Genomic DNA, 21137 nt, shown 5'->3' on the forward strand with positions numbered 1-21137 from the left:
GGTGTGGCGAGGGCGTCCCGCGTCCCGGCCGGTGGTGCCGGGCGCGGGACGTCCGCGTACGAGAAGTAAGCGTTCTGATACCACCCCGCAAGCCGAAATGATCACAATAGGCAGGTGAGTGACGACATCCAGCAGATCGGCCCGTACACCATCATCCGACGCCTCGGCCGAGGCGGGATGGGCACCGTGTACCTGGCCCGGCTCGGAGACTCACCACCGGTCGCGCTCAAGGTCCTGCACCCCGGCACGGACCCCGGCTTCGAGCGCCGCTTCACCAGGGAGGTCGAGGCGGCGCGCCGCGTGGCCCGCTTCTGCACCGCCCCGGTCCTGGACGCCGGCGTGGACGGGCAGACCCCCTACCTCGTCACCGAGTACGTGGACGGCCCCGACCTGGCCACGGCGATCCGCGACGGCGGCCCCCTGTCGGGCGCGAACCTGGAGGCGCTGGCCGTCGGCGTGGCCACGGCGCTGGTCGCGATTCACCAGGCCGGCATCGTGCACCGCGACCTCAAACCCGCCAACATCCTGCTCAGCTCCCTCGGCCCCCGCGTCATCGACTTCGGCATCGCCCAGTTCCTGACCCCGGACGCGACCAGGTCCGCGGCGATCGTGGGCACGCCTGCGTACATGTCGCCCGAGCAGGCCGCCGGCGAGCCGGTCACGGCGGCCGGCGACGTGTTCGCCTGGGGCGGCGTGGTCGTGCACGCGGCGACGGGCAAGGCTCCCTTCGGCGTGGGCGGCGCCCACGAGGTGCTGTACCGGGTGGTGCACTACGCGCCGGACCTCAGCGGCCTGGACGCCCGGCTGTATCCGCTGGTGGAGCAGGCGCTGGCCAAGGACCCGGCCCGGCGGCCCACCTCGCGGCAACTGCTCGACCGCCTGCTCGGCCGCGAGTCGATCAACGTGGCCGCCGCCACCGACCTGGTCAGCCGGTCATGGGGGCAGCGGGACCCGGCGCCCGCCCCGGCCCGGCGCAGGGCCCGCTGGGTGCGCCCGGTGACGGCGATCGGCGCCGCGCTGCTGGCCTCGGCCGTCACCGCCGTGGCGCTGCTGCAGTCGGGCAACGCCTCGCCCACCGTCTCGCCCACCGTCTCGCAAACCGTCTCGCCGACCCGGACCGCCGCCGTCGCCACGGTCACCGTCTCGTCCCCCACGCACGTGCACGCCACCACGGGCCTGGCCGCGAGGGACCTGTTCGTCTCGAACTCGGACAGCAGGCAGGTCCCCGTCCACGTCTCGATCGACCGGCTCGTCCGCGAGTTCGACGAGGTGCGGCTGGAGTGGACGGTGGAGAACCTCGCCACCGGCGGCGAGCAGGCCGACCTGTTCAGCATCCTGGGCGGCGAGGGGGCGTGGGACGTGCAGGGCATCTCGATCCGGCCGGGCCGCTCGGCCAAGGCCTACCACCCGTACGTGGAGGGCGAGGTCTGCCAGTGCACGTACTGGGCGAGCTACGCCAACGTGATCAACGCCGGTGGTTCGCTGCAGTTCTTCGCCGTCTTCCGCGGGCTGCCCGCCGACGCCGCCAAGGCGGACCTCGACCTGCTGGGCCTCGGGCGCTTCGACGGCGTCCCCATCGTGGAAGCCCAGTGATCCCGGCGGCGACCGACCGGTTTTCCGCGTCCGCGGTGTCCATCCCTTCAGAGAGAGGATCGACCAGAGACCGGGAGCCGACATGCGAGAGACCTCACCGGCCGGAGGCGCCGATCCGGACGTGCTGGAGCGGGCGCGCGGAGGGGACGGTGAGGCGTTCCGCGGGCTCGTCGAGCCGTACCGGCGCGAGCTGCAGGTGCACTGCTACCGCATCCTGGGCTCCGTGCAGGACGCCGAGGACGTGCTGCAGGAGACGTTGCTGGCCGCCTGGCGCGGCATCGGCGGCTACCAGGAGCGCGCGTCACTGCGCACGTGGCTCTACCGGATAGCGACCAACCGCTGCCTGAACGCGCTGCGGGCCGGTGCCCGCCGCCCGCACGATCCGGCGGCCCACCGTACGGAGGTGGCCATGCCCGAGCCGTCGCGTCGCCGGGAGGAGCCGAGCTGGCTGGAGCCCTACCCCGACGCGCTGCTGGACGAGCTGGCCGGCCAGGTGCCGGGGCCTGAGGCCCGCTACGAGGTCAGGGAGTCGGTGTCGCTGGCGTTCCTGACGGCGCTGCAGCGGCTGCCGCCGAGGCAGCGGGCCGTGCTGGTGCTGCGGGACGTGCTGGGCTTCAGGGCCGCCGAGGTGGCCGGGATGCTGGGCACGACCGGCAACGCGGTGACCATGGCGTTGAAGCGGGCGCGGGCCTCGCTGGCGCCCGAGCTGCCCGGCCGCGACCGGGAGAGCGCGCCGCTGCCCGGCTCGCCGCAGGAACGCCGGATCGTGGACGGCCTGCGCCGCGCGCTCGAAGCGGGCGACGTGGACGCGATCGTCGCCATGCTGACGGACGACGCGTGGCTGACCATGCCGCCGCTGCCGATGGAGTATCAGGGCCCGGACGCCATCCGGCACTTCCTGGCCACGGTCGCCCTGCCCGGCTGCCGGCGCTACACGCTGATCCCGACCAGGGCGAACGGTCAACCGGCGTTCGGCTGCTACCTGCGCGACCCGCGCACACCGGTGCTGCACGCGCACGGGTTGATGGTGCTGACCCTGTCCGGCGAGCGTGTCTCGGCGCTGACGCGCTTCCACGACAACGCGATCCTGCCGCTCTTCGGTCTCCCCCGCTCCCTGCGCGGCCTGTGACCGGGAGATGAGGATGACCTCGGAGCAGCTCTGGGGGCTGGCGCTCGTCACGCTCGGCATGCCGGGCAGGCGGCCGGCCGCATCCCACCCGCGATCCCCAGCCGGGGATCCGCTCGTGACCGGAATCAGTGAGGGAGCCGAAGATGAGTGACACGTCTCGCGCGGCGGCCGGCGGTGCCCCGTCGCCGCTGGAGCAGGCCGCCGTCCTGCGCAAGCTGCACGTGCCGGGTGATCCGGTCGTGCTGCCCAACGCCTGGGACGCCGCCTCGGCGCGGCTGGCGGAGGCGGCCGGGTTCCCGGCCGTGGCCACGAGCAGCGCCGCCACGGCCGCCGTGCTCGGGTACGACGACGGCGAGCGGGCTCCGGTCGGCGAGATGCTGGCCGCGGCCGGCCGGATCGCCCGCGCGGTGCGGGTCCCGGTGACGGTCGACTTCGAGCGCGGCTACGGGCTCGCGCCGGCCGAGCTGGTCGAGCGGTTCGCGCTCACGGGGGCCGCCGGGCTGAACCTGGAGGACTCCGATCCGGCGAGTGGGGTGATGGTGGACGCGGGCGAGCAGGCCGACTTCCTGTCCGCGGTGCGGGAGGCGGCGGTGTCGCAGGGTGTGGATCTGGTGATCAACGCCCGTACGGACCTGTTCCTGCGTGCCGCCGGCTCGCCGGAGGAGCGGCTCGCGGGCACGCTCGACCGCGGCGCCCGGTACCTGGCGGCCGGCGCGGACTGCGTCTACCCGATCGGCGGGCTGGCCGGGGAGGTGATCCGGGCGGTGGTGGAGGGGGTGCCCGGTGCGGTCAACGTGGCTTACGCGAACGGGCGGCTGGGGCTGGGTGAGCTGGGGGCGCTCGGTGTGGCGCGGGTGAGCTTCGGGCCTGCCCTGCAGCGGCATCTGTACGACACGTCGGGGGCCGCGATGTTCGCGGCGGTCGCGGCGGGCGGGAACCCGTTCGGACGCTGAGCGCCGGGGCCGCGCGGCTGGGGGCCCGGCGGCGGGGCGAGGAGCGGCGCCCTCAGGCGTCAGGGGCGGCCCGGGTGCGGGCCGGGCGCGAACCGCACGGTGATGGACAGGCCGCCATCAGGACGTGCGGTGGTGGTGAGCGCGGCGTGGTGGGCTCGGGCGACGGCCTGGACGATCGCCAGGCCGAGCCCGTGGCCGTCGGCGCGGCCGTGACGGTCGGGTGCCAGCCTCTGGAAGGGCTGGAAGAGCCGCGGGACCTGTTCTGCGGGGATGACAGGACCGCTGTTGGTGACGGTGAGGACCGCCTGCGTGCCGTGCGTCCGCGTGCTGACCTCCATGTGCCCGTCGGCGGGCTCGTTGTGGCGGACGGCGTTGTCGACGAGGTTGGCGACGAGGCTCTCGACCAGCCCAGGGTCGCCTGAGGTGACCGCGGGCGCGAGCTGCGCGGTGAGGCGGACGCCCCGCCGGGCGGCCTGGTCGCGGCGGGAGGCGAGCACCCGCCCGGCGACGTGGGCCAGGTCGAGGGTGGCGCGGCGGGTGACGCCGCGCTCGCTGGTGGCCAGGTCGAGCAGCGCCTGGACGAGCCGCTCCTGGTGCTCGCCGAGGGTCAGGGCGTCCTGGCAGGCCGCGCGCAGGGTGTCCGCGTCGGCGTCGGGGTCGGCGAGGGCGACTTCGAGGAGCGTACGCAGGCCGGCGAGCGGGGTGCGCAGCTCGTGGGAGGCGTTGGCGACGAAGTGGCGTTGGGCGTCGAAGGCGGCCTGCAGCCGGGCGAACAGGTCGTCGAGCGTGTGGCCGAGCTCGGTCAGCTCGTCCACCGGCGCGCCGAGGCCGAGGCGCCGGTCGAGGTCGCCGGCGGAGATGACCTGGGCGGTGGCGGTGATGGCGCGCAGTGGCCGCAGGAACCGGCCGGCGACGTACCAGCCGAGTGCCAGGGCGAGCGGGATCAGCAGGACGAGGGCGGCGGCGGATCCGATGAGGAGCTGGGGCAGGGCGATGCCCGGCCCGGTGCCCGCCTCGGGGGCGGGGCCGCCTCTGGGGACGGTCGCGTCGATGGTGGCGAGCGGGAGATCGACCAGCACGAGCACGAACACCCCGGCGGCGTAGATGCCGGCCGCGTAGGCGAGGGCGAGCCGCTTGCGCAGCGACCTCCTGGCGGGTGACCGGGACGTCATGACGGCCCGAGGCGGTAGCCGCCTTCGCGGATGGTCTCGATCACCGGCGGATCGCCGAGCTTGGCGCGTAAGCGGTGCATGGTGTGCTTGACGGCGCTGCTGAAGGGGTCGGCGGCCTCGTCCCAGACCCGTTCGAGCAGCTCCTCGGCCGACAGGACGAGGCCGGGCGGCGCGGCGAGCAGGCATTCGAGCAGCGCGAACTCCTTGGGGCTCAGCTCCAGGCGCCGGCCGGCCCGGAACGCGGCGCGGCGGGCCGGATCGAGGGTCAGGTCGCCGCGCGCCAGGGTGGGCGGCAGCGGCGGGGTGGCGCGCCGCGCCAGCGCGCGGACGCGGGCGACCAGCTCGGCGAACGCGAACGGCTTGGGCAGATAGTCGTCGGCGCCCAGGCTGAGCCCGGCGACGCGGTCCTCGATCGTGCCGGACGCGGTGAGCATCAGCACGCGGGTCCCGCAACGGCCACCGGCCAGGCGCCGGCAGATCTCGTCGCCGTGCACGCCGGGCAGGTCGCGGTCGAGGATCACCACGTCGTAGCGGGTGACGGCCAGGCGCTCCAGGGCCGCGGCGCCGTCCAGGACGACGTCCACGGCCAGGCCCTCGCGGCGCAGCCCCGTTCCGATGGAACGGGCGAGGATCTCGAAGTCCTCGGCGACGAGAACCCTCACCGGCCCTCACCGCCGGCCGGTGTGCGGGTGCAACGGGGTGACATGGCGCCCACGATGCCAGATGCCGGGTTCCAAGCCGGTCGCAGCCGCTGCGACGGTGCCGGAACCGGGCTCGGCCTACAACCGTCGACATGATCTCAGTGACCTCTCGCCGCTCCCGGTTCCTGGGGCTGCTGCGCGTGCAGTGGGCCTCCTTCTGTGCCTCGCGGGGCCGGCTGGTCGCCCTGGCGGCCTCCGTACTGATCACGGTGTCGCTCGGGCTGCTGGTGGCCGGGGGTGCCCGCAGCACCTGCGTGACGGGCAAGGGCGAGGGCCCCTGCCCGGCGCCGCTGGTGGGGCCCGACGGCACCGCCGTCAGGGACAAGTACTTCTTCGTGCACCAGCCGCTCACCGGGGACGGCGGCGTCACCGCCCGCGTCTCGCATCTGGCCGGGCGGCTGCGGCTGCCGGACGCCGTGCCCGGGGTGCGCAACGTCGAGGAGGGCGTGGTGCCGTGGGCCAAGGCCGGGCTCCTCATCAGGCAGAGTCTCCGGCAGGGCACGCCGTACGCCGCCGTCATGCTGACCGGGGAGCACGGCGTGCGGATGCAGCACAACTACGTCCACGACCTGCCGGGCGGCCCGCACAACGGCCCGCAGTGGCTGCGCCTGACCCGGTCGGGCGACATCGTCACGGGCTACGAGTCGGACGATGGCGAGCGGTGGACCGAGATCGGCACGGTGCGGCTCGCCGGCCTGCCGCCGACCGTCGAGATCGGCATGTTCGCCACGTCGCCGGGCGCTCTGTGGGAGTCGGCGTCGGCCTTCTCCCAGGTCACCGCAACCTTCGACGAGATCGAGGTGGAGGGTGCGAACGGCGCGTGGCGGCACGACGACGTCGGTGTCGCGCTGGAGTCCGACGGCAGGACCCCGCACCACCCGGGCGGGGCCGTCGAGTCCGGCGGCAGGCTCGTCGTGACCGGAGGCGGCGACATCGGGCCCGCCACGGTGGAGGGCGGGCTGCGTGCCGACCTCATGCTGATCGGCGGGGCCCTGGGGTTGATCCCGGTGCTGGTGGCGGCGGCCACCTTCGGTACGGCGGGGAACCCGAGGACGGTGGGGTGCCAGGGTCCTGCCCGGCTGCTGGCGGCCAGGGCCACGGTGGCCGGGGTGGTCGCGTTCGTGACGGGGCTGGTGAGTGCCGGGGTGGTGGTGCCGGCCGGTCTGGCGCTGCTGCGCGTCCACCAGAACCCGATCCAGCCGATCGGCCTGGGCACCGGGTTGCGGGTGATCGCCGGTCACGCGGCGCTGACGGCGGTGGCCGCCGTGCTGGCCCTGGGCCTGGCCGCGCTGCTCAGGCGGGCCGTCGCCGGGGCCGGGCTGGCCGTCGGGCTGGTGGTGCTGCCCCAGCTGGTGGCGAGCGCGGGGGTGGCGCCGTGGCTGCTGGTGGTCACGCCCGCCGCCGGTTTCGCGGTCACGCAGAGCGTGCCCACGTTCGCGCACGTGGACGTGCACCCGTCGCTGCTCGGCGGCTACCACCCGCTCGCACCGGCGGCGGGTCTGACCGTGGCCTGCGGGTTCGCCGCCGTCGCCCTCGGGACGGCGATGGTGGCGCACCGCGGCAGGCTCGCGCGGGGACGAATCGCGTGAGAGCGGGTTCGGTTTCAGGAAGGTTTCGACGTCTTGACAGGAGGATGGCCGCCCCTCAGTATCTTCACCACTAACTTTATTCCTAAAGAAAGTCCTCACATGGCAGGCACTGACCGCGGCGACCTCACCAGAACGGCGATCCTCGCCCTCCTGGGCACGGTCGGCCCGCTGAGCCGCAGCGAGATGGCCCGCGAGCTCGATCTCAGCCCCGCCACCGTCACACAGCTCACCAAGGAGCTCATCGGGCACGGCATGCTCGAGGAGCTGGACCTGAAGCCGTCACGCGGCGGCCGTCCGGCCCAGCGGCTCGGGCTGGTGGGCAGTGCCGGGCGGGCGCTCGGGGTGAAGGTGACGGCCGACCACCTGGTGCTGGTGGACGTACGGCTCGACGGCGAGGTGCTCGGCTCCTGGGAACGACCCCACGACCCGGCGGCGCCCGACGCGCTGGAGCACCTGGCGGACGCGGTGGAGTCCGTGGTCCGCGAGATCTCCGGGGTGCCGCCGCTGCTGGGCGTCGGGGTGGGAGTGCCGGGCAGCGTGGACGACCAGGCCGTCGGCACCGTGAACGCGCCGACGCTCGGCTGGCAGGCGATGCCGGTGGGCGAGCGGCTGCGCCGCCGGCTGCGCCTGCCCGTCCTGGTCGAGAACGACGTGAACGCGCTGGCCGCGGCCGAGCGGTTGTACGGGCGGGGGCGTACGCACAGCGACTTCCTCGTGGTGACGATCGGGCGGGGTGTCGGTGCGGCGATCGTGGCCGACGGGCGGGTCTACCGGGGGGCACGGGGCGGGGCCGGTGAGTTCGGTCACCTGCCGGTGGATGCTGAGGGGCCGCCCTGCGGGTGCGGGGCCCGGGGGTGCCTGGAGGCGTTCGTCGGGTCGGCGGGGCTGCTGGCCGCCGCCCGCGCCGGAAAGGGTCCGGGGAACGGCCTGGCGGGGGTGGACGGCCTGGCGGACGTGCACGACCCGCTCGGGGCGGTGGCCGCGCTGGGGCGGGCCGCGGCGGGCGGGGACGTGGCCGCGCGGGAGGTGTTCGCCGAGGCCGGGGCGATCCTGGGCCGGGCCACGGCGGGGCTGATCAACGTGGTGGACCCGGAGGTCGTGGTGGTGCTGGGTGAGGGCACGGCCGACTGGCCGCTGTGGCGGGCGGGCTTCGAGCCGGCCCTGCGCGCGCAGTTGTACCCGGGGCGGCGCGACATCTCCGTGGAGGTGGAGAGCTGGGACGACACGAGCTGGGCGCAGGGGGCGGCGGCCCTCGTGCTGGCCACCCCGTTCGACTCCGCCGGAGCGGCGGGCGAGCAGGGCCGCCTGGTTCGCGCCCGCCTGATCGGGGCCGGCTCATGAACGCCGCTCTGCTCGGCGCCCGGCTGATCGGAGGCGGTGCATGAGCGTCCGGCAAGCCCTGCCCCAGGCGCCGCCCGAGGCGCCGGTGACCCACGCGCGCCCGAAGCGGCGCGGCCGGTGGCGCTACGCCGGCACGGTCGCGCTGTTCCTGCTGCCGAGCCTGGTGCCGCTGACCCTCTACACCCTGGTCCCGATGGTCGGCTCGTTCTGGACGAGCCTGCACGAGTGGGACCTCATCACCGAGATGCGCTGGGTCGGCCTCGGCAACTACGCCGAGCTGCTCGGCGACCCCGACATCCGGGCCGCGTTCCTGCACACGCTCTCCTTCATCGCCGGCTACCTCCCGCTGGTCTACCTCGGCGGCCTCGGCCTGGCGGTGCTGCTCAACCGGGCGATGCCCGCGCGCGGGCTGCTGCGCGGCATCTACTTCCTGCCCGTGATCACGAGCTGGGTGGTCGTGGCGCTGATGTGGAAGTGGCTGCTCAACCCCGCCAGCGGCATCGTGAACTGGGCGCTGGGCCTGGTGGGCGTGAGCGGCCCCGGCTGGTGGACCGACCCTGACTGGGCGATGCCGTCGATCATCCTCGCCTCGGCCTGGAAGGACCTGGGCTTCGTGATGATCATCCTGCTGGCCGGGCTGCAGGCGATCCCCCGGGAGTATCAGGAGGCCGCCATGGTGGACGGCGCGACGGCCTGGCGCAGGTTCCGGCACATCACGCTGCCGCTGCTGTCGCCCTCGACGTTCTTCGTGGTGGTGATCTCGCTGATCAACGGCTTCCAGGTGTTCGACCAGGTGCAGATCATGACGGGCGGCGGGCCTGGCGGCGCGACGCAGGTGGTGGTCTCGCAGATCTACGACCTGACCTTCCGCTACGGCCGGGCCGGGGCCGCCTCGGCGCTGTCGTGGCTGCTGTTCGCGGTGGTGCTGCTGGTCACGATCGTGCAGATCCGCGGCCAGAAGAGGTGGGTGACCTATGGGTAAGGTCCTGCGGTACCTGCTGGTGGGCGTCGGCGCGCTCGTCATGCTGTTCCCGTTCGGCTGGGCGGTGATCACCTCGATCACGCCGAGCGACGCCGTGCTGGCGGTGCCGCCCGACTTCACCCCCGAGGGCGCGAGCCTCGACGCGTACGGGCGGCTGCTGGAGACGCTGCCCTTCTGGCGGATCGTGCTCAACAGCGCCTGGATCGGCGCCGCCTCCACCATGTTGCAGCTCGTCACCAGCGCGATGGCGGCCTACGCGTTCGCCAGGCTGCCCTTCCCCGGGCGGGGCGCGCTGTTCGCGGTCTACCTGGCGACGCTGATGATGCCGCTGCCGGTGCTGGTCGTGCCGCTGTTCATCGAGATGCGCGCGTTCAACCTGGTCGACACGTACTTCGCGTTGCTCGCGCCGACGATCGCCTCGGCGTTCGGGGTGTTCCTGCTGCGGCAGGCCATCAACCAGGTGCCCAGGGAGTTCGACGAGGCGGCGGTGCTCGACGGCGCCGGGCATCTGCGCATCTTCTTGTCGGTGGTGCTGCCACTGATCCGCCCGGCCCTGGCCACGTTCGCCATCTTCGGCTTCATGGCGAGCTGGAACAGCTATCTCTGGCCGCTGATCATCATCAAGTCGCCGGAGTTCATGACCCTGCCGCTGGGTCTGGCGACCCTGCACGGCCAGTTCACCACGCAGTGGGACGTGGTGATGGCGGGCTCGGTCGTCAGCGTCGTCCCGATCCTCATCCTGTACGTCTTCGCGCAGAAGCATGTCATCGCCAGCGTCGCGCAGAGCGGGCTCAAGTAGAAGGAATCCCCCCATGTCACGACACATCAAGATCGTCGGCGCCGTCGCAGCCGCCGCGTTGCTCGCCACCGCCTGCTCGCAGGGATCGGCCACCCGGGGCACCACCGCCGAGGCCGGCGGCAAGGTGACGCTGCGGTACTTCACCTTCTCCGCCGCGCCCGATCACGTGAAGGACCTCGACACGATCGAGAAGGCCTTCGAGAAGGAGAACCCGAACGTGGACGTGGTCGTCGAAACCGCCCCCTTCGACCAGTACTTCACCAAGCTGCAGACCAGCATCGCCGGCGGCACCGCGCCCGACACCTTCGAGCTGAACTACGAGAACTTCGTCACCTACGCCAGCGCCGGCTCCCTGCTCGACCTCGCCACGGTCGCCGGCGACAACGACACCTCGGTGTACGCGCAGGAGTCGCTGAACGCCTTCAAGCAGGACGGCAAGCAGTACGCGCTGCCCGCCTCCTTCTCCACGGTCGTGCTCTTCTACAACAAGGACCTGTTCGAGAAAGCCGGCGTGCCCGTGCCGACGGCCGACTGGACGTGGCAGGACGAGCAGGCCGCCGCCGAGAAGCTGACCGACAAGAAGAAGGGCGTCTACGGCGACTTCCAGCCGGTGCAGTTCTTCGAGTTCTACAAGACGCTCGAGCAGGCGGGCGGCGAGTTCCTGTCGGCCGACGGCAAGAAGTCGACCTTCAACAGCCCCGAGGGCGTCAAGGCCGCCACCTGGCTGGTGTCCAAGGTGGGCAAGACGATGCCGACCGAGGCCGAGATCGGCGGCACGGCCGACTACGACACGAACCTGTTCAAGTCCGGCAAGCTCGCCATGTGGCACAACGGCATCTGGCAGTTCGCCGGGCTGAAGGACGTGCCGTTCGAGTGGGACGTCGTCGTCGAGCCCGGTGACTCGGCCAAGGCCAGCGCCGTCTTCCACAACGCGGTCGCCGCCTCCTCGACCACCAAGCACGGCAAGCAGGCCTGGGCCTGGGCCCGGTTCCTGTCGGCCTCCGACACCGCGGCCACCACCCGCATCCAGTCGTCGTGGGAGCTGCCGCCGGTCTCCGACCAGCAGGTGCTGTCCGGCTACCTGAAGGACCCGAAGCCGGCCAACCGGCAGGCGGTCTTCGACTCGCTCAAGTCCATCGCGCTGCCTCCGGTGATCAAGCGTCAGCAGGAGATGCAGGACGCGGTCACCAAGGAGCTCGGCGAGGCCGCGGCCGGGCGCAAGAGCGTCGAGGACGCGCTCAAGGCGGCCGCCGCCGAAGTAGACGCGCTGCTCGGCTAGCCGTTCCCTTTCTACGCTTTCTACGCATTCAGGAGAGTTTCGTTGTCCCTCGTCGCGCACAGCCTCGACGTGATCAAGAGTTTGCAGGCGCCTTCAGGGGCCTACCCGGCCTCGCCCACCTTCTCCGCCTACCGCGGCTACTCCTGGCTGCGCGACGGCGCGTTCATCGCCGAGGGGGTGAGCAGGCACGGCGACGTGACCGGCGCGGACGCCTTCCACGCCTGGTGCGCCCGGGTGGTGAGCGACCGCGCGGGCCAGGTGGACGTGCTGGTGTCCCGCGCGGCGCGCGGCGAGGCGGTCACGGCGGCCGAGATGCTGCCGACCCGGTTCACGCTGGACGGCGTGGACGGCGACGACGACTGGTGGGACTTCCAGCTCGACGGGTACGGCACGTGGCTGTGGGCGCTGCGCGAGCACGTCGTCCGGCACGGCGGGGCGGTGGCCGGCGCCGAGAAGGGCGTCAGGACGGCGGTCCGCTACCTGACGGCGTTCTGGCAGGTGCCCTGCTACGACTGGTGGGAGGAGCACGTCGAGCACCGGCACGTGGCGACGCTCGGCTCGATCCACGCGGGCCTGCGGGCCGCCGTCGCGCTCGGCGTGCTGAGCCCGGCGGAGTCGGCGGCGGCGACCGAGGCCGTCGAGGGCATCGCCGGCCTCGTGGCACGGGAAGGCGTCAGCGGCCAGGCCGCGGGCGGGCCGGGCTCGGGCGGGCCGGGCTCGGGCGGGCCGGGCTCGGGCGGGCCGGGCGGGCAGGGGCACCTGCGCAAGTGGCTCGGCAGTGACGCGGTGGACGGCAGCCTGCTGGCCTGTGTCGAGCCGTTCGGGCTGTACCCGGCGGGGCATCCGGTCGGCGAGGCCACGGTCGCCGAGGTGGAGCGGCAGCTCGCCCGCGACGGCGGCGTGTACCGCTACCTCGACGACACCTTCTACGGTGGCGGGCGGTGGCTGCTGCTGGCCGGGTTCCTCGGCTGGAACCACGCCCGCGCGGGGCGGCGGGCGGAGGCCGGGCGTTACCTGGAGTGGATGGCGGCGCAGGCGACCCCGGCGGGCGATCTGCCCGAGCAGGTGTCCGACCTGCTGCTGGCTCCGGAGCGGCGGCAGGAGTGGCTGGATCGGTGGGGCCCGGTGGCCACGCCGCTGCTGTGGTCGCACGGCATGTACCTGATCCTCGCCGACGAGCTGGGGGTGACGGCGTGATCCGGCACCGGCCCCACGGCTCGGGGCACCCCTACGCCGAGACCGAGGACCAGCGCGTCCCCGCCCGGCCGCTGGACGGCGAGAGTGTGGAGCTGCGGGTGCGCGCGTCGGCGGGCGTCGTCTCGGTGGTGTGCGCCTGGTCGGTGGACGGCGCTCCGCCCGCCGAACTGACCCTGACCAGGCAGGACGGGCCAGACGGGCAGGAGGCCGGGGTGGTGGACGGTGGGCACCTGGCCGCCGCTCAGGCGCGGGCCGCCCGCGCCGCCGCCGGCTCCTGGGCCGTGCGCACCCCCGCCCTCCGCTCGGGCGCCCGCTACACCTACCGCTTCCGTGCCACGACGGCCGGCGGCGCCACCCGTACCACGCGCTGGTTCGAGGTGACGGCGGCGAGCTGGACGGACGCGGGCGGCAAGCTGGAGATCACAGGCGCCGACAGGATCGTGCCGGGCAGCGTGCGCTGGCTCGCCGACGGCGACGGCCCGCTGCGGGTCCGCTTCGAGCTGGCGCTCGCCCCTGACGAGCACGTGGTGGGCTTCGGCGAGCGGTTCGACGCCGTGGACCAGCGGGGCCGCACCCTGGACGCGGTGGTCTTCGAGCAGTACAAGGCCCAGGGCAGGCACGGGCGCACGTACCTGCCGATGCCGTACGCGATGGTGGTGGGCGGCGCGGCGAGCTGGGGCTGGCACGCCCGCACCTCGCGGCGCACCTGGTACGACGTGGCCGCGTCGCGGCCCGGCCGGATCGTGGTCGAGGCGGAGACCGGCCGGGACGGCGAGCTGGGCGTGCGCTTCTACGACGGCGAGCGCCCGGCGGACGTGCTGGGCGCGTTCCTCGGCGACGTGGGCCGCCCGGTGGAGCTGCCGGAGTGGGTGTTCCGGCTGTGGGCCAGCGGCAACGAGTGGAACACGCAGGAGCGGGTGCTGGCCGAGATGGACCGGCACCGCGAGCACGGCATCCCGGTGGGCGCGCTGGTCATCGAGGCGTGGAGCGACGAGACGACGTTCACGGCGTTCCGCGGCGCCGCGTACGAGCCGTCGCAGGAGCCCCACCGGCTGGCCGACTACACCTTCCCCGCCGACGGCCCGTGGCCGGACCCGAAGGGCCTGGTGGACGAGCTGCACCGCAGGGACGTCAAGGTGCTGCTGTGGCAGATCCCGCTGCAGAAGATGCGCCCCCACCCCCGCCACCAGGCCGCCGTGGACGCCCGGCAGCTCGTCGAGCGCGGGTACGGCGTGCGCGAGGCCGACGGCCGCCCCTACCGCAACCGGGGCTGGTGGTTCCCGCTGGCGCTGATGCCCGACCTGTCCTCGCAGGAGGTGCGCGACTGGTGGACGGCCAAGCGGCGCTACCTGGTCGAGGAGGTCGGCGTGGACGGGTTCAAGACCGACGGCGGCGAGCACGCCTGGGGTCACGACCTGCGCTACGCCGACGGGCGTGACGGGGCGGCGGGCAACGGGCTGTTCCCCGTGCACTACGCCCGCGCGTTCGGCGACCTGCTGCGGGCCTGCGGCAAGGCGCCGGTGACGTTCAGCCGGGCCGGGTTCGCGGGCTCGCAGCCGCACGGCGCCTTCTGGGCGGGCGACGAGGACTCGACGTGGGAGGCGTTCCGGTCCTCGATCCGGGCCGGGATCACGGCCTCGGCCTGCGGGATCGTCTACTGGGGCTGGGACCTGGCCGGCTTCTCGGGGCCGGTGCCCGACGCGGAGCTCTACCTGCGGGCGGCGGGCGCCTCGGCGTTCATGCCGATCATGCAGTACCACTCCGAGTTCAACCACCACCGCACGCCCGTCAGGGACCGCACGCCCTGGAACGTGGCCGCCCAGACCGGCGACGAGCGGGTGATCCCGGTGTTCCGGCGGCTGGCCGAGCTGCGCGAGCGGCTGGTGCCGTACCTGGCCGAGCAGGCGCGGGCGGCGACGGCGGGCGGGGCGCCGCTGATGCGCGGCCTGTTCTTCGAGCATCCGCACGACCCGGAGGTGTGGCGGCACCCGCTGCAGTACCAGCTCGGTGACGCGCTGCTGGTCGCGCCCGTGACGGAGCCGGGTATCAGCGAGGCGTCCGTCTACCTCCCTGACAGGGAGGGTGGCTGGATCGACGTCTGGACCGGGCGCGTGCTGGCCGGCGGGCGGACGGTGAGCCTGCCGGCGCCTCTCGACCGCCCGCCCGTGTTGTGCGCGGCGGAGCACTGGACCCGTCTCTCCCCCGTGTTCACCGTTTGAGAGGAGCTCATCTCCATGAGCTGGTTACGGTCGGTCGCCGTCGTCACGGCGGTCGTCCTGCTCGCGTCCCTGGTCACCGCCCCCGCCTACGCCCTCGACGGCGTCCACCACAACCCGACCGGAATCGACGACCTCTACTCCAGCGAGCCCACCGAACGCCTCCCGCGCGACCCCATGGCCGGCGAGCCGGTCCGGATCAACGCCACCACCTGGCCGATCGAGCCAGGTCAGAGCGTCTGGGTCACCTGGACCAGGAACGGGGCCGCGCAGACCCCGGTGGGCGCCGCCTGGGACCACAACAGCGGCAACAACAGCTACTGGAGGATCGACCTCGGCCCGTTCGTGCGGGGTGACAAGATCTCCTACACGGTCAACGCCGACGTGAACGGCGGCGGGCAGCGGAGCACCGGCCCGTTCGCGTTCACCGTCACCTCGTGGAGCACGGTGACGAACGTGACCGGCTACGTCAACAACGGCACGTCCGTGGACGTCACGACCGGTGACAGCGCGGGAAGCTTCACCCCGAAGATCCGCTTCGCCTTCCCCGCGCTCGACCGGTTCCGCACGCAGATCGCGCCCAGCGGCTCGGGCCTGAACATCTCCGGCGTCTCCGGCTACACGGTGACGAACTCGGCGAGCACGTTGACGCTCTCCACCTCCTCGCTCGTGCTGAAGATCCAGAAGTCGCCGTACCGGCTGTCGGTCTACAAGGGCGACGGGACGACGCTGATCACCCGCCAGTACGACCCCGCCACCTTCCGCAACATCGGCTGGGCCAGCGACGGCGCCACCACCATCACCAAGATCGAGGACCATTTCCTGTCGCCGCCCGGCGAGCGCTTCGAGGGCTTCGGCGAGCGGTACGACCGGCTCGACCAGCGCGGCACCGACGTGCACAACTACGTCTACAACCAGTACAGGGACCAGGGCGCCACCCGCCGCACGTACCTGAGCGTGCCGTTCTTCCTCAACTCGGCCGGGTACGGCGTGCACGTCACCGGCACCCGCTACGCGATCTTCAACCTGAACACGCACTTGAGCGACCTGGCGGGCTTCACCGTGGACACCGGCGGCGGGCTGAACTCGACGCTGGACTACCACTTCTTCGCCGGCACGCCGGCCGAGATCGTGGACGACTACACCGCGGTCACCGGACGCCCCCAGCTTCCGCCGAAGTGGGCGTTCGGGGTGTGGATGTCGGCCAACGAGTGGAACACGCAGGCCGAGGTGAACGCCGAGCTGGCGAACGTGGAGACGTACCAGATCCCGCACACCGCGATGGTGCTGGAGCAGTGGAGCGACGAGGCCACGTTCTACGTCTGGCACGGCGCCACGTACACGGCCAAACCGGGCAGCGGCAAGCTGGCGTACGGGGACCTGACGTTCCCGCCGGGCACCGCGTGGCAGGACCCCAAGGCCATGGTCGCCAACGCGCACAGCAAGGGCATCAAGATGATCCTCTGGCAGATCCCGGTGTTCAAGGAGAACTTCGACACCAACCCGCCTGCCGCGCCGCAGCAGCACCTCAACGACAAGGCCTACGCGCAGGCGCAGGGGTACGTCGCCCGCAACGCCACCAACGGCCCCTACCGCATCCCGACCGGCCAGTGGTTCGGCGACAGCATGATCCCCGACTTCACCAGCACGGCGGCCACGAACTGGTGGATGAGCAAGCGCGACTACCTCATGGACGAGGTCGGCGTGGACGGCTTCAAGACCGACGGCAGCGAGGCCGTGTTCGGCAGGGGCGTGCAGTTCGCCGACGGCCGCAAGGGCGACGAGCTGCACAACGCCTACCCCAACAGCTACACCGGCGCCTACAACGCCTACGTCAAGGGCAGGAAGCCCGCCGGCACGATCTTCAGCAGGGCGGGCACGACCGGCGCCCAGACCACCTCGATCTACTGGGCGGGCGACCAGAACTCCAGCTTCTCCGCCTTCCAGGAGGCGGTGCGGGCCCAGCTCAGCGCGGGGCAGTCGGGCGTGCCGTACACGGCGTGGGACCTGGCCGGCTTCACCGGTGACTTCCCCGGTGCCGAGCTGTACCTGCGCTCCACGGCGCAGGCCGCCTTCTCGCCGATCATGCAGTACCACTCGGAGAAGGCCAACCCCGGCGTCTCCGAGGCGCGCACCCCGTGGAACGTGCAGGCCCGCACCGGTGACACCGGCGTGGTGCCCACCTTCCGCAAGTTCGCCAACGTGCGGATGAACCTGATCCCGTACCTCTACACCGAGGCCAGGGCCGCCTCCACCACGGGCGTGCCGATGATGCGGGCGATGAGCTTCGCCTTCCCGGGCGACGCCGCGGCGGCGGGTCACGACCAGCAGTACCTGTTCGGCTCGCAGCTCCTCGTCGCGCCGATCACCGCGCAGGGCGCCACCTCGAAGAACGTCTACCTGCCGGCCGGCGAGTGGTACGACCTGTGGAACGGGGGCCGCTTCACCGGGCCGGGCACCAAGACCTACCACGCGGGCCTGGACACCATCCCCGTCCACGCCAGGCCGGGCGCGATCCTCCCGCTCAACCTCAACGCCGACTACCAGCTCGGCGGCGCGATCGGCAACAGCGTGGACACCTACCAGAACCTGACCTTCCGCATCTATCCGGCGGGCTCGACGTCGTACGCGTACTTCGAGGACGCCGCGAACGCCACCCGCACGATCACCTCGGCCGAGAGCTGGGCCGCGCACACGGTGACCGTCACCGTGCCCGCGCTCACCACCACCAGCACGCTGCAGGTGGCGAGCACGAAGCCGGGGTCGGTGACCGGCGCGACCGCGCGGGCGAGCCTGGCCGCGCTCAAGGCCGCGGCCGAGGGCTGGTGGTGGGACCCGGTGCAGCAGCTCACCCACGTCAAGCTGGCCGCCTCCGCCTCCGGCCGCACCGTCACGCTGAACGGCGTGGACAAGGCCGCCTACGAGTCCGAGTTCGCCACCGGCACCGGCACGACCACCAACACCGACCACGCCGGCTACACCGGCACCGGCTTCACCGACGGCTTCGCCACCTCGGGGGACGCGGTGACGTTCGCCGTCAAGGCGGACGCGGCAGGCAGCCACCAGCTCAGGTTCCGCTACTCCACCACGGTGGCCGCCACCCGGACGATCTACGTGGACGGCGTCGCCGCGGGCACGCTCTCGCTGCCCGCCCTGCCCGACTGGGACACCTGGGGCACGGCCACGCTGACCACCTCGCTCACCGCGGGCGCGCACACCGTCAAGATCGCGTACGACGCCTCGAACACCGGTGGGATCAACCTCGACAACCTGGTGGTGGCCCGGCCATGAAACGTCCGCTCGTCCTGCTGACCGCCCTGCTCCTGCCCCTGCTGGTGGCGCTGCCCGCGCAGGCGGCGGTCCAGCGGGTGCAGTTCACCAGCGGCTCCACGTACCTGATCGTGGAGCTGCTGGACGACGACCTGGTGCACTTCGAGCTGGCGAACGGCACCTCACCGGGGACCGGCTCGCCCCTGTTCACCACGCCGCAGGTGTCCAGGACCGACTACCCGGGGCCGTCCAGCTTCAGCCAGTCGGGCAACACGCTGACCACGGCGGGCATGAAGGTCGAGGTGGCGGCCGGCACGTTGTGCGTGAAGGTGTCCGACCCGGCGCGGCTGCTGTACGAGGCGTGCCCGCGTAACCTGGCCCAGGCGTGGAAGGGGCTGACGATCAGCAAGGGCGCCATCCAGCACGCGTACGGGCTGGGTGAGCAGTTCTTCACCGGCGGCAGCTCCGACGGCGACTGGGTGGGCCGCACCCGCACCCCCGGCGGCCCGTACGGCAACGCCATGGCCTACGACGGCGACAACGGCCCGGTGGGCAACGCCCAGATCCCCGTCCTGTTCGCGGTCGGCCCGAGCAGTCCGAGCACGGGCAACCTGAACTACGGGTTGCTGCTCGACCAGGTCTACAAGCAGGAGTGGAACCTGACCGCCGACCCGTGGACGGTCGACACCTGGGGCGACCAGCTCCGGTGGTACACGATGACCGGCCCGGACCTGCCCGACCTGCGCAAGGACTACATGGAGCTGACCGGCCGCCCGCCGGTGCCGCCGAAGAAGGCGTTCGGGCTGTGGGTGTCGGAGTTCGGCTACGACAACTGGGCCGAGATCGACAACCGGCTCTCGGGGCTGCGCGCGGCGGCGTTCCCGGTGGACGGCTTCGTGCTGGACCTGCCCTGGTTCGGCGGGGTGACGGCGGGCTCGGACAACACGAAGATGGGCACGCTCACCTGGGACACCACCGCCTTCCCCAACCCGTCGGCCACCATCGCCGACTACCAGGCCAACAAGGGCGTCGGCCTGATGACGATCGAGGAGTCCTACGTCGGCAGGAACCTGCCCGAGCACGCCGATCTCGCCTCGCGCGGCTACCTCGTCCGGGCCGGGTGTGCCGCCTGCGCGCCCGCGTACCTGACCACCAACGACTGGTGGGGCCGCGGCGGCATGATCGACTGGACCCAGAACGCCGCGGGCGACCACTGGCACACCGTCAAGCGTCAGCCGCTCATCGACGCCGGGGTACAGGGCCACTGGCTCGACCTGGGCGAGCCGGAGATGTACGACGCCGGCGACTGGACCGCGGGCGTGCTGCCCGGCAAGCACGCCCACGCCGACTACCACAACCTCTACAACCTCAAGTGGGCCGAGAGCATCGCCCGCGGCTACTCCTCCGGCACCAAGCGCCCCTTCATGCTGGCCCGCTCCGGCGCGGCGGGCATCCAGCGGCACGGCGTCGCGATGTGGTCGGCCGACATCGGCTCCAAGCTGACCGCGCTCGCCCAGCAGCAGAACGCGCAGCTGCACATGTCGATGTCCGGCGTCGACTACTTCGGCTCCGACATCGGCGGCTTCCGCAGGGAGATGCTCGACTCCGACCTGAACGAGCTCTACACGCAGTGGCTCGCCAACGGCGCCTGGTTCGAGGTGCCCGTGCGCCCGCACACCGAGAACCTGTGCAACTGCGCGCAGACCTCCCCCGACAAGATCGGCCACACCGCCAGCAACCTCGCCAACCTGCGGCAACGCTACGAGCTGACCCCCTACTACTACTCCCTCGCCCACCGGGCCCACCAGCTCGGCGAGCCCGTCGTCCCGCCGCCCGCGTACTACTACCAGAACGACCCCAACCTGCGCGAAGCCGGTCACGAGAAGCTCATCGGCCGTGACCTGCTGGTCGCCGTGGTGGCCGGCGCGGGCGAGCGGGAGCGCGACGTCTACCTGCCCGCCGGCACCTGGTACGACTACGCCACCGGCGAGAAGCTCACCAGCACCGGCCAGTGGTTCCCCGACCGGCCGCTCTGGGTGAACGGCGTCTTCCGGCTGCCCGCCTTCGCCCGGGCCGGCGCGATCCTGCCCAAGATGCACGTGGACGACAAGACCATGAACGTCCTGGGCAAGCGCACCGACGCCACCACCCGCAACGAGCTGATCGCCCGCGTGCACCCGGACGCGAGCGCCACCGCCTTCACCGTCTACGAGGACGACGGCGCCTCGACCGGTTACCGGACCGGCGCCGTCCGTACGACGCAGATCAGCCAGCAGCTCACCGGCAGCACGGCGACCGTCTCCGTGGCCGCCTCCAGCGGCACCTACACCGGCGCCCCGGGCAGCAGGCAGAACGTCATCGAACTCGTCACCGACACCCAGGCCTCGGCCGTCACGCTGAACGGCGGCCCGCTGACCCGGCACGCCACCAAGGCCGCCTTCGACGCGGCCACCAGCGGCTGGTACAACGCGGGCGGCAACCTCATCGTCGCCAAGTCGGCGAGCACCGCCGTCGGCACGGCCAAGACCTTCGCCTTCACGCTCGGCCAGACCCCGGTGTCGGCCACCTTCACCTGCCACAACGGCACCACCACCCCCGGCCAGTCGGTCTACGCGGTCGGCAGCGCGCCACAGCTCGGCGCCTGGTCGGTGGCCGGCGCCGTCAAACTGTCGCCGACCGCCTACCCCACCTGGACGGGCACGATCGGCAAGCTCCCGCCCACCACCACGATCGAATGGAAGTGCGTCAAACGCCAGGAGGCGAACTTCCCCGACACCGCCGACCAGTGGCAGCCGGGCGCGAACACCACCCTGACGACCCCGGTCAGCGGCAGCGCCGGCACCACGACCGGCACCTTCTGACCCATCAGCGAGAAAGTCTGATGCAAGAGATCATCAAGCACCCGTCCCTACGGTC

General features: G+C 72.5%; 14 protein-coding genes. 12 read left to right on the top strand and 2 right to left on the bottom strand.

What is annotated here, in order from left to right; translation table 11 throughout:
- The first annotated feature begins 114 nt into the window (after positions 1–114).
- The 3 genes from LCN96_RS29575 to LCN96_RS29585 all read left to right on the top strand — a co-directional run bounded on the left by LCN96_RS29575 (position 115) and on the right by LCN96_RS29585 (position 3675).
- On the top strand, positions 115–1593 hold the full coding sequence (locus tag LCN96_RS29575; RefSeq protein WP_225265691.1) for a serine/threonine-protein kinase: 1479 nt from the start codon (positions 115–117) through the stop codon (positions 1591–1593).
- A gap of 82 nt (positions 1594–1675) precedes the next feature.
- Positions 1676–2722, top strand: coding sequence for a sigma-70 family RNA polymerase sigma factor (locus LCN96_RS29580; RefSeq protein ID WP_225265692.1), 1047 nt, complete (start codon positions 1676–1678; stop codon positions 2720–2722).
- A gap of 143 nt (positions 2723–2865) precedes the next feature.
- Positions 2866–3675 (top strand): isocitrate lyase/PEP mutase family protein, encoded by an 810-nt coding sequence (locus LCN96_RS29585; protein WP_225265693.1) that lies wholly within the window; start codon positions 2866–2868, stop codon positions 3673–3675.
- Positions 3676–3734: 59 nt separating this feature from the next.
- On the opposite strand, the gene LCN96_RS29590 is transcribed toward LCN96_RS29585, so the two are convergent.
- Positions 3735–4847, bottom strand: a complete 1113-nt coding sequence (locus LCN96_RS29590) for a sensor histidine kinase (protein WP_225265694.1) — start codon at positions 4845–4847, stop codon at positions 3735–3737.
- On the bottom strand, positions 4844–5509 hold the full coding sequence (locus LCN96_RS29595; protein ID WP_225265695.1) for a response regulator transcription factor: 666 nt from the start codon (positions 5507–5509) through the stop codon (positions 4844–4846). Before LCN96_RS29595 ends, LCN96_RS29590 begins: the two co-directional genes overlap by 4 nt.
- 131 nt (positions 5510–5640) lie before the next feature.
- Between LCN96_RS29595 and LCN96_RS29600 the strand changes: the two genes are divergently transcribed.
- The 9 genes from LCN96_RS29600 (at position 5641) to LCN96_RS29640 (ending at position 21082) form a co-directional block, all read left to right on the top strand.
- Positions 5641–7137 carry a DUF1349 domain-containing protein gene (locus tag LCN96_RS29600; RefSeq protein ID WP_225265696.1) on the top strand — a complete coding sequence of 499 codons (1497 nt, stop codon included), beginning with the start codon at positions 5641–5643 and terminating at the stop codon, positions 7135–7137.
- Positions 7138–7236: 99 nt separating this feature from the next.
- Positions 7237–8478, top strand: a complete 1242-nt coding sequence (locus tag LCN96_RS29605; RefSeq protein ID WP_225265697.1) for an ROK family transcriptional regulator — start codon at positions 7237–7239, stop codon at positions 8476–8478.
- A 40-nt stretch (positions 8479–8518) separates the two neighbouring features.
- Positions 8519–9460, top strand: a complete 942-nt coding sequence (locus tag LCN96_RS29610; RefSeq protein ID WP_225265698.1) for a carbohydrate ABC transporter permease — start codon at positions 8519–8521, stop codon at positions 9458–9460.
- On the top strand, positions 9453–10259 hold the full coding sequence (locus tag LCN96_RS29615) for a carbohydrate ABC transporter permease (RefSeq protein ID WP_225265699.1): 807 nt from the start codon (positions 9453–9455) through the stop codon (positions 10257–10259). Before LCN96_RS29610 ends, LCN96_RS29615 begins: the two co-directional genes overlap by 8 nt.
- Before the next feature lie 13 nt (positions 10260–10272).
- Positions 10273–11538, top strand: coding sequence for an ABC transporter substrate-binding protein (locus LCN96_RS29620; RefSeq protein WP_225265700.1), 1266 nt, complete (start codon positions 10273–10275; stop codon positions 11536–11538).
- A 42-nt stretch (positions 11539–11580) separates the two neighbouring features.
- Positions 11581–12735, top strand: a complete 1155-nt coding sequence (locus LCN96_RS29625) for a glycoside hydrolase family 15 protein (protein ID WP_225265701.1) — start codon at positions 11581–11583, stop codon at positions 12733–12735.
- Positions 12732–14954, top strand: a complete 2223-nt coding sequence (locus LCN96_RS29630) for a glycoside hydrolase family 31 protein (RefSeq protein ID WP_225265702.1) — start codon at positions 12732–12734, stop codon at positions 14952–14954. Before LCN96_RS29625 ends, LCN96_RS29630 begins: the two co-directional genes overlap by 4 nt.
- A 15-nt stretch (positions 14955–14969) precedes the next feature.
- Positions 14970–18242 (top strand): TIM-barrel domain-containing protein, encoded by a 3273-nt coding sequence (locus LCN96_RS29635; protein ID WP_225265703.1) that lies wholly within the window; start codon positions 14970–14972, stop codon positions 18240–18242.
- Positions 18239–21082, top strand: coding sequence for a TIM-barrel domain-containing protein (locus tag LCN96_RS29640; RefSeq protein WP_225265704.1), 2844 nt, complete (start codon positions 18239–18241; stop codon positions 21080–21082). The genes LCN96_RS29635 and LCN96_RS29640 overlap by 4 nt, the downstream gene beginning before the upstream one ends.
- Positions 21083–21137 lie beyond the last annotated feature (55 nt).

The organism is Nonomuraea gerenzanensis, assembly GCF_020215645.1.
In the GTDB taxonomy this organism is placed as follows: Bacteria; Actinomycetota; Actinomycetes; order Streptosporangiales; family Streptosporangiaceae; genus Nonomuraea; species Nonomuraea gerenzanensis.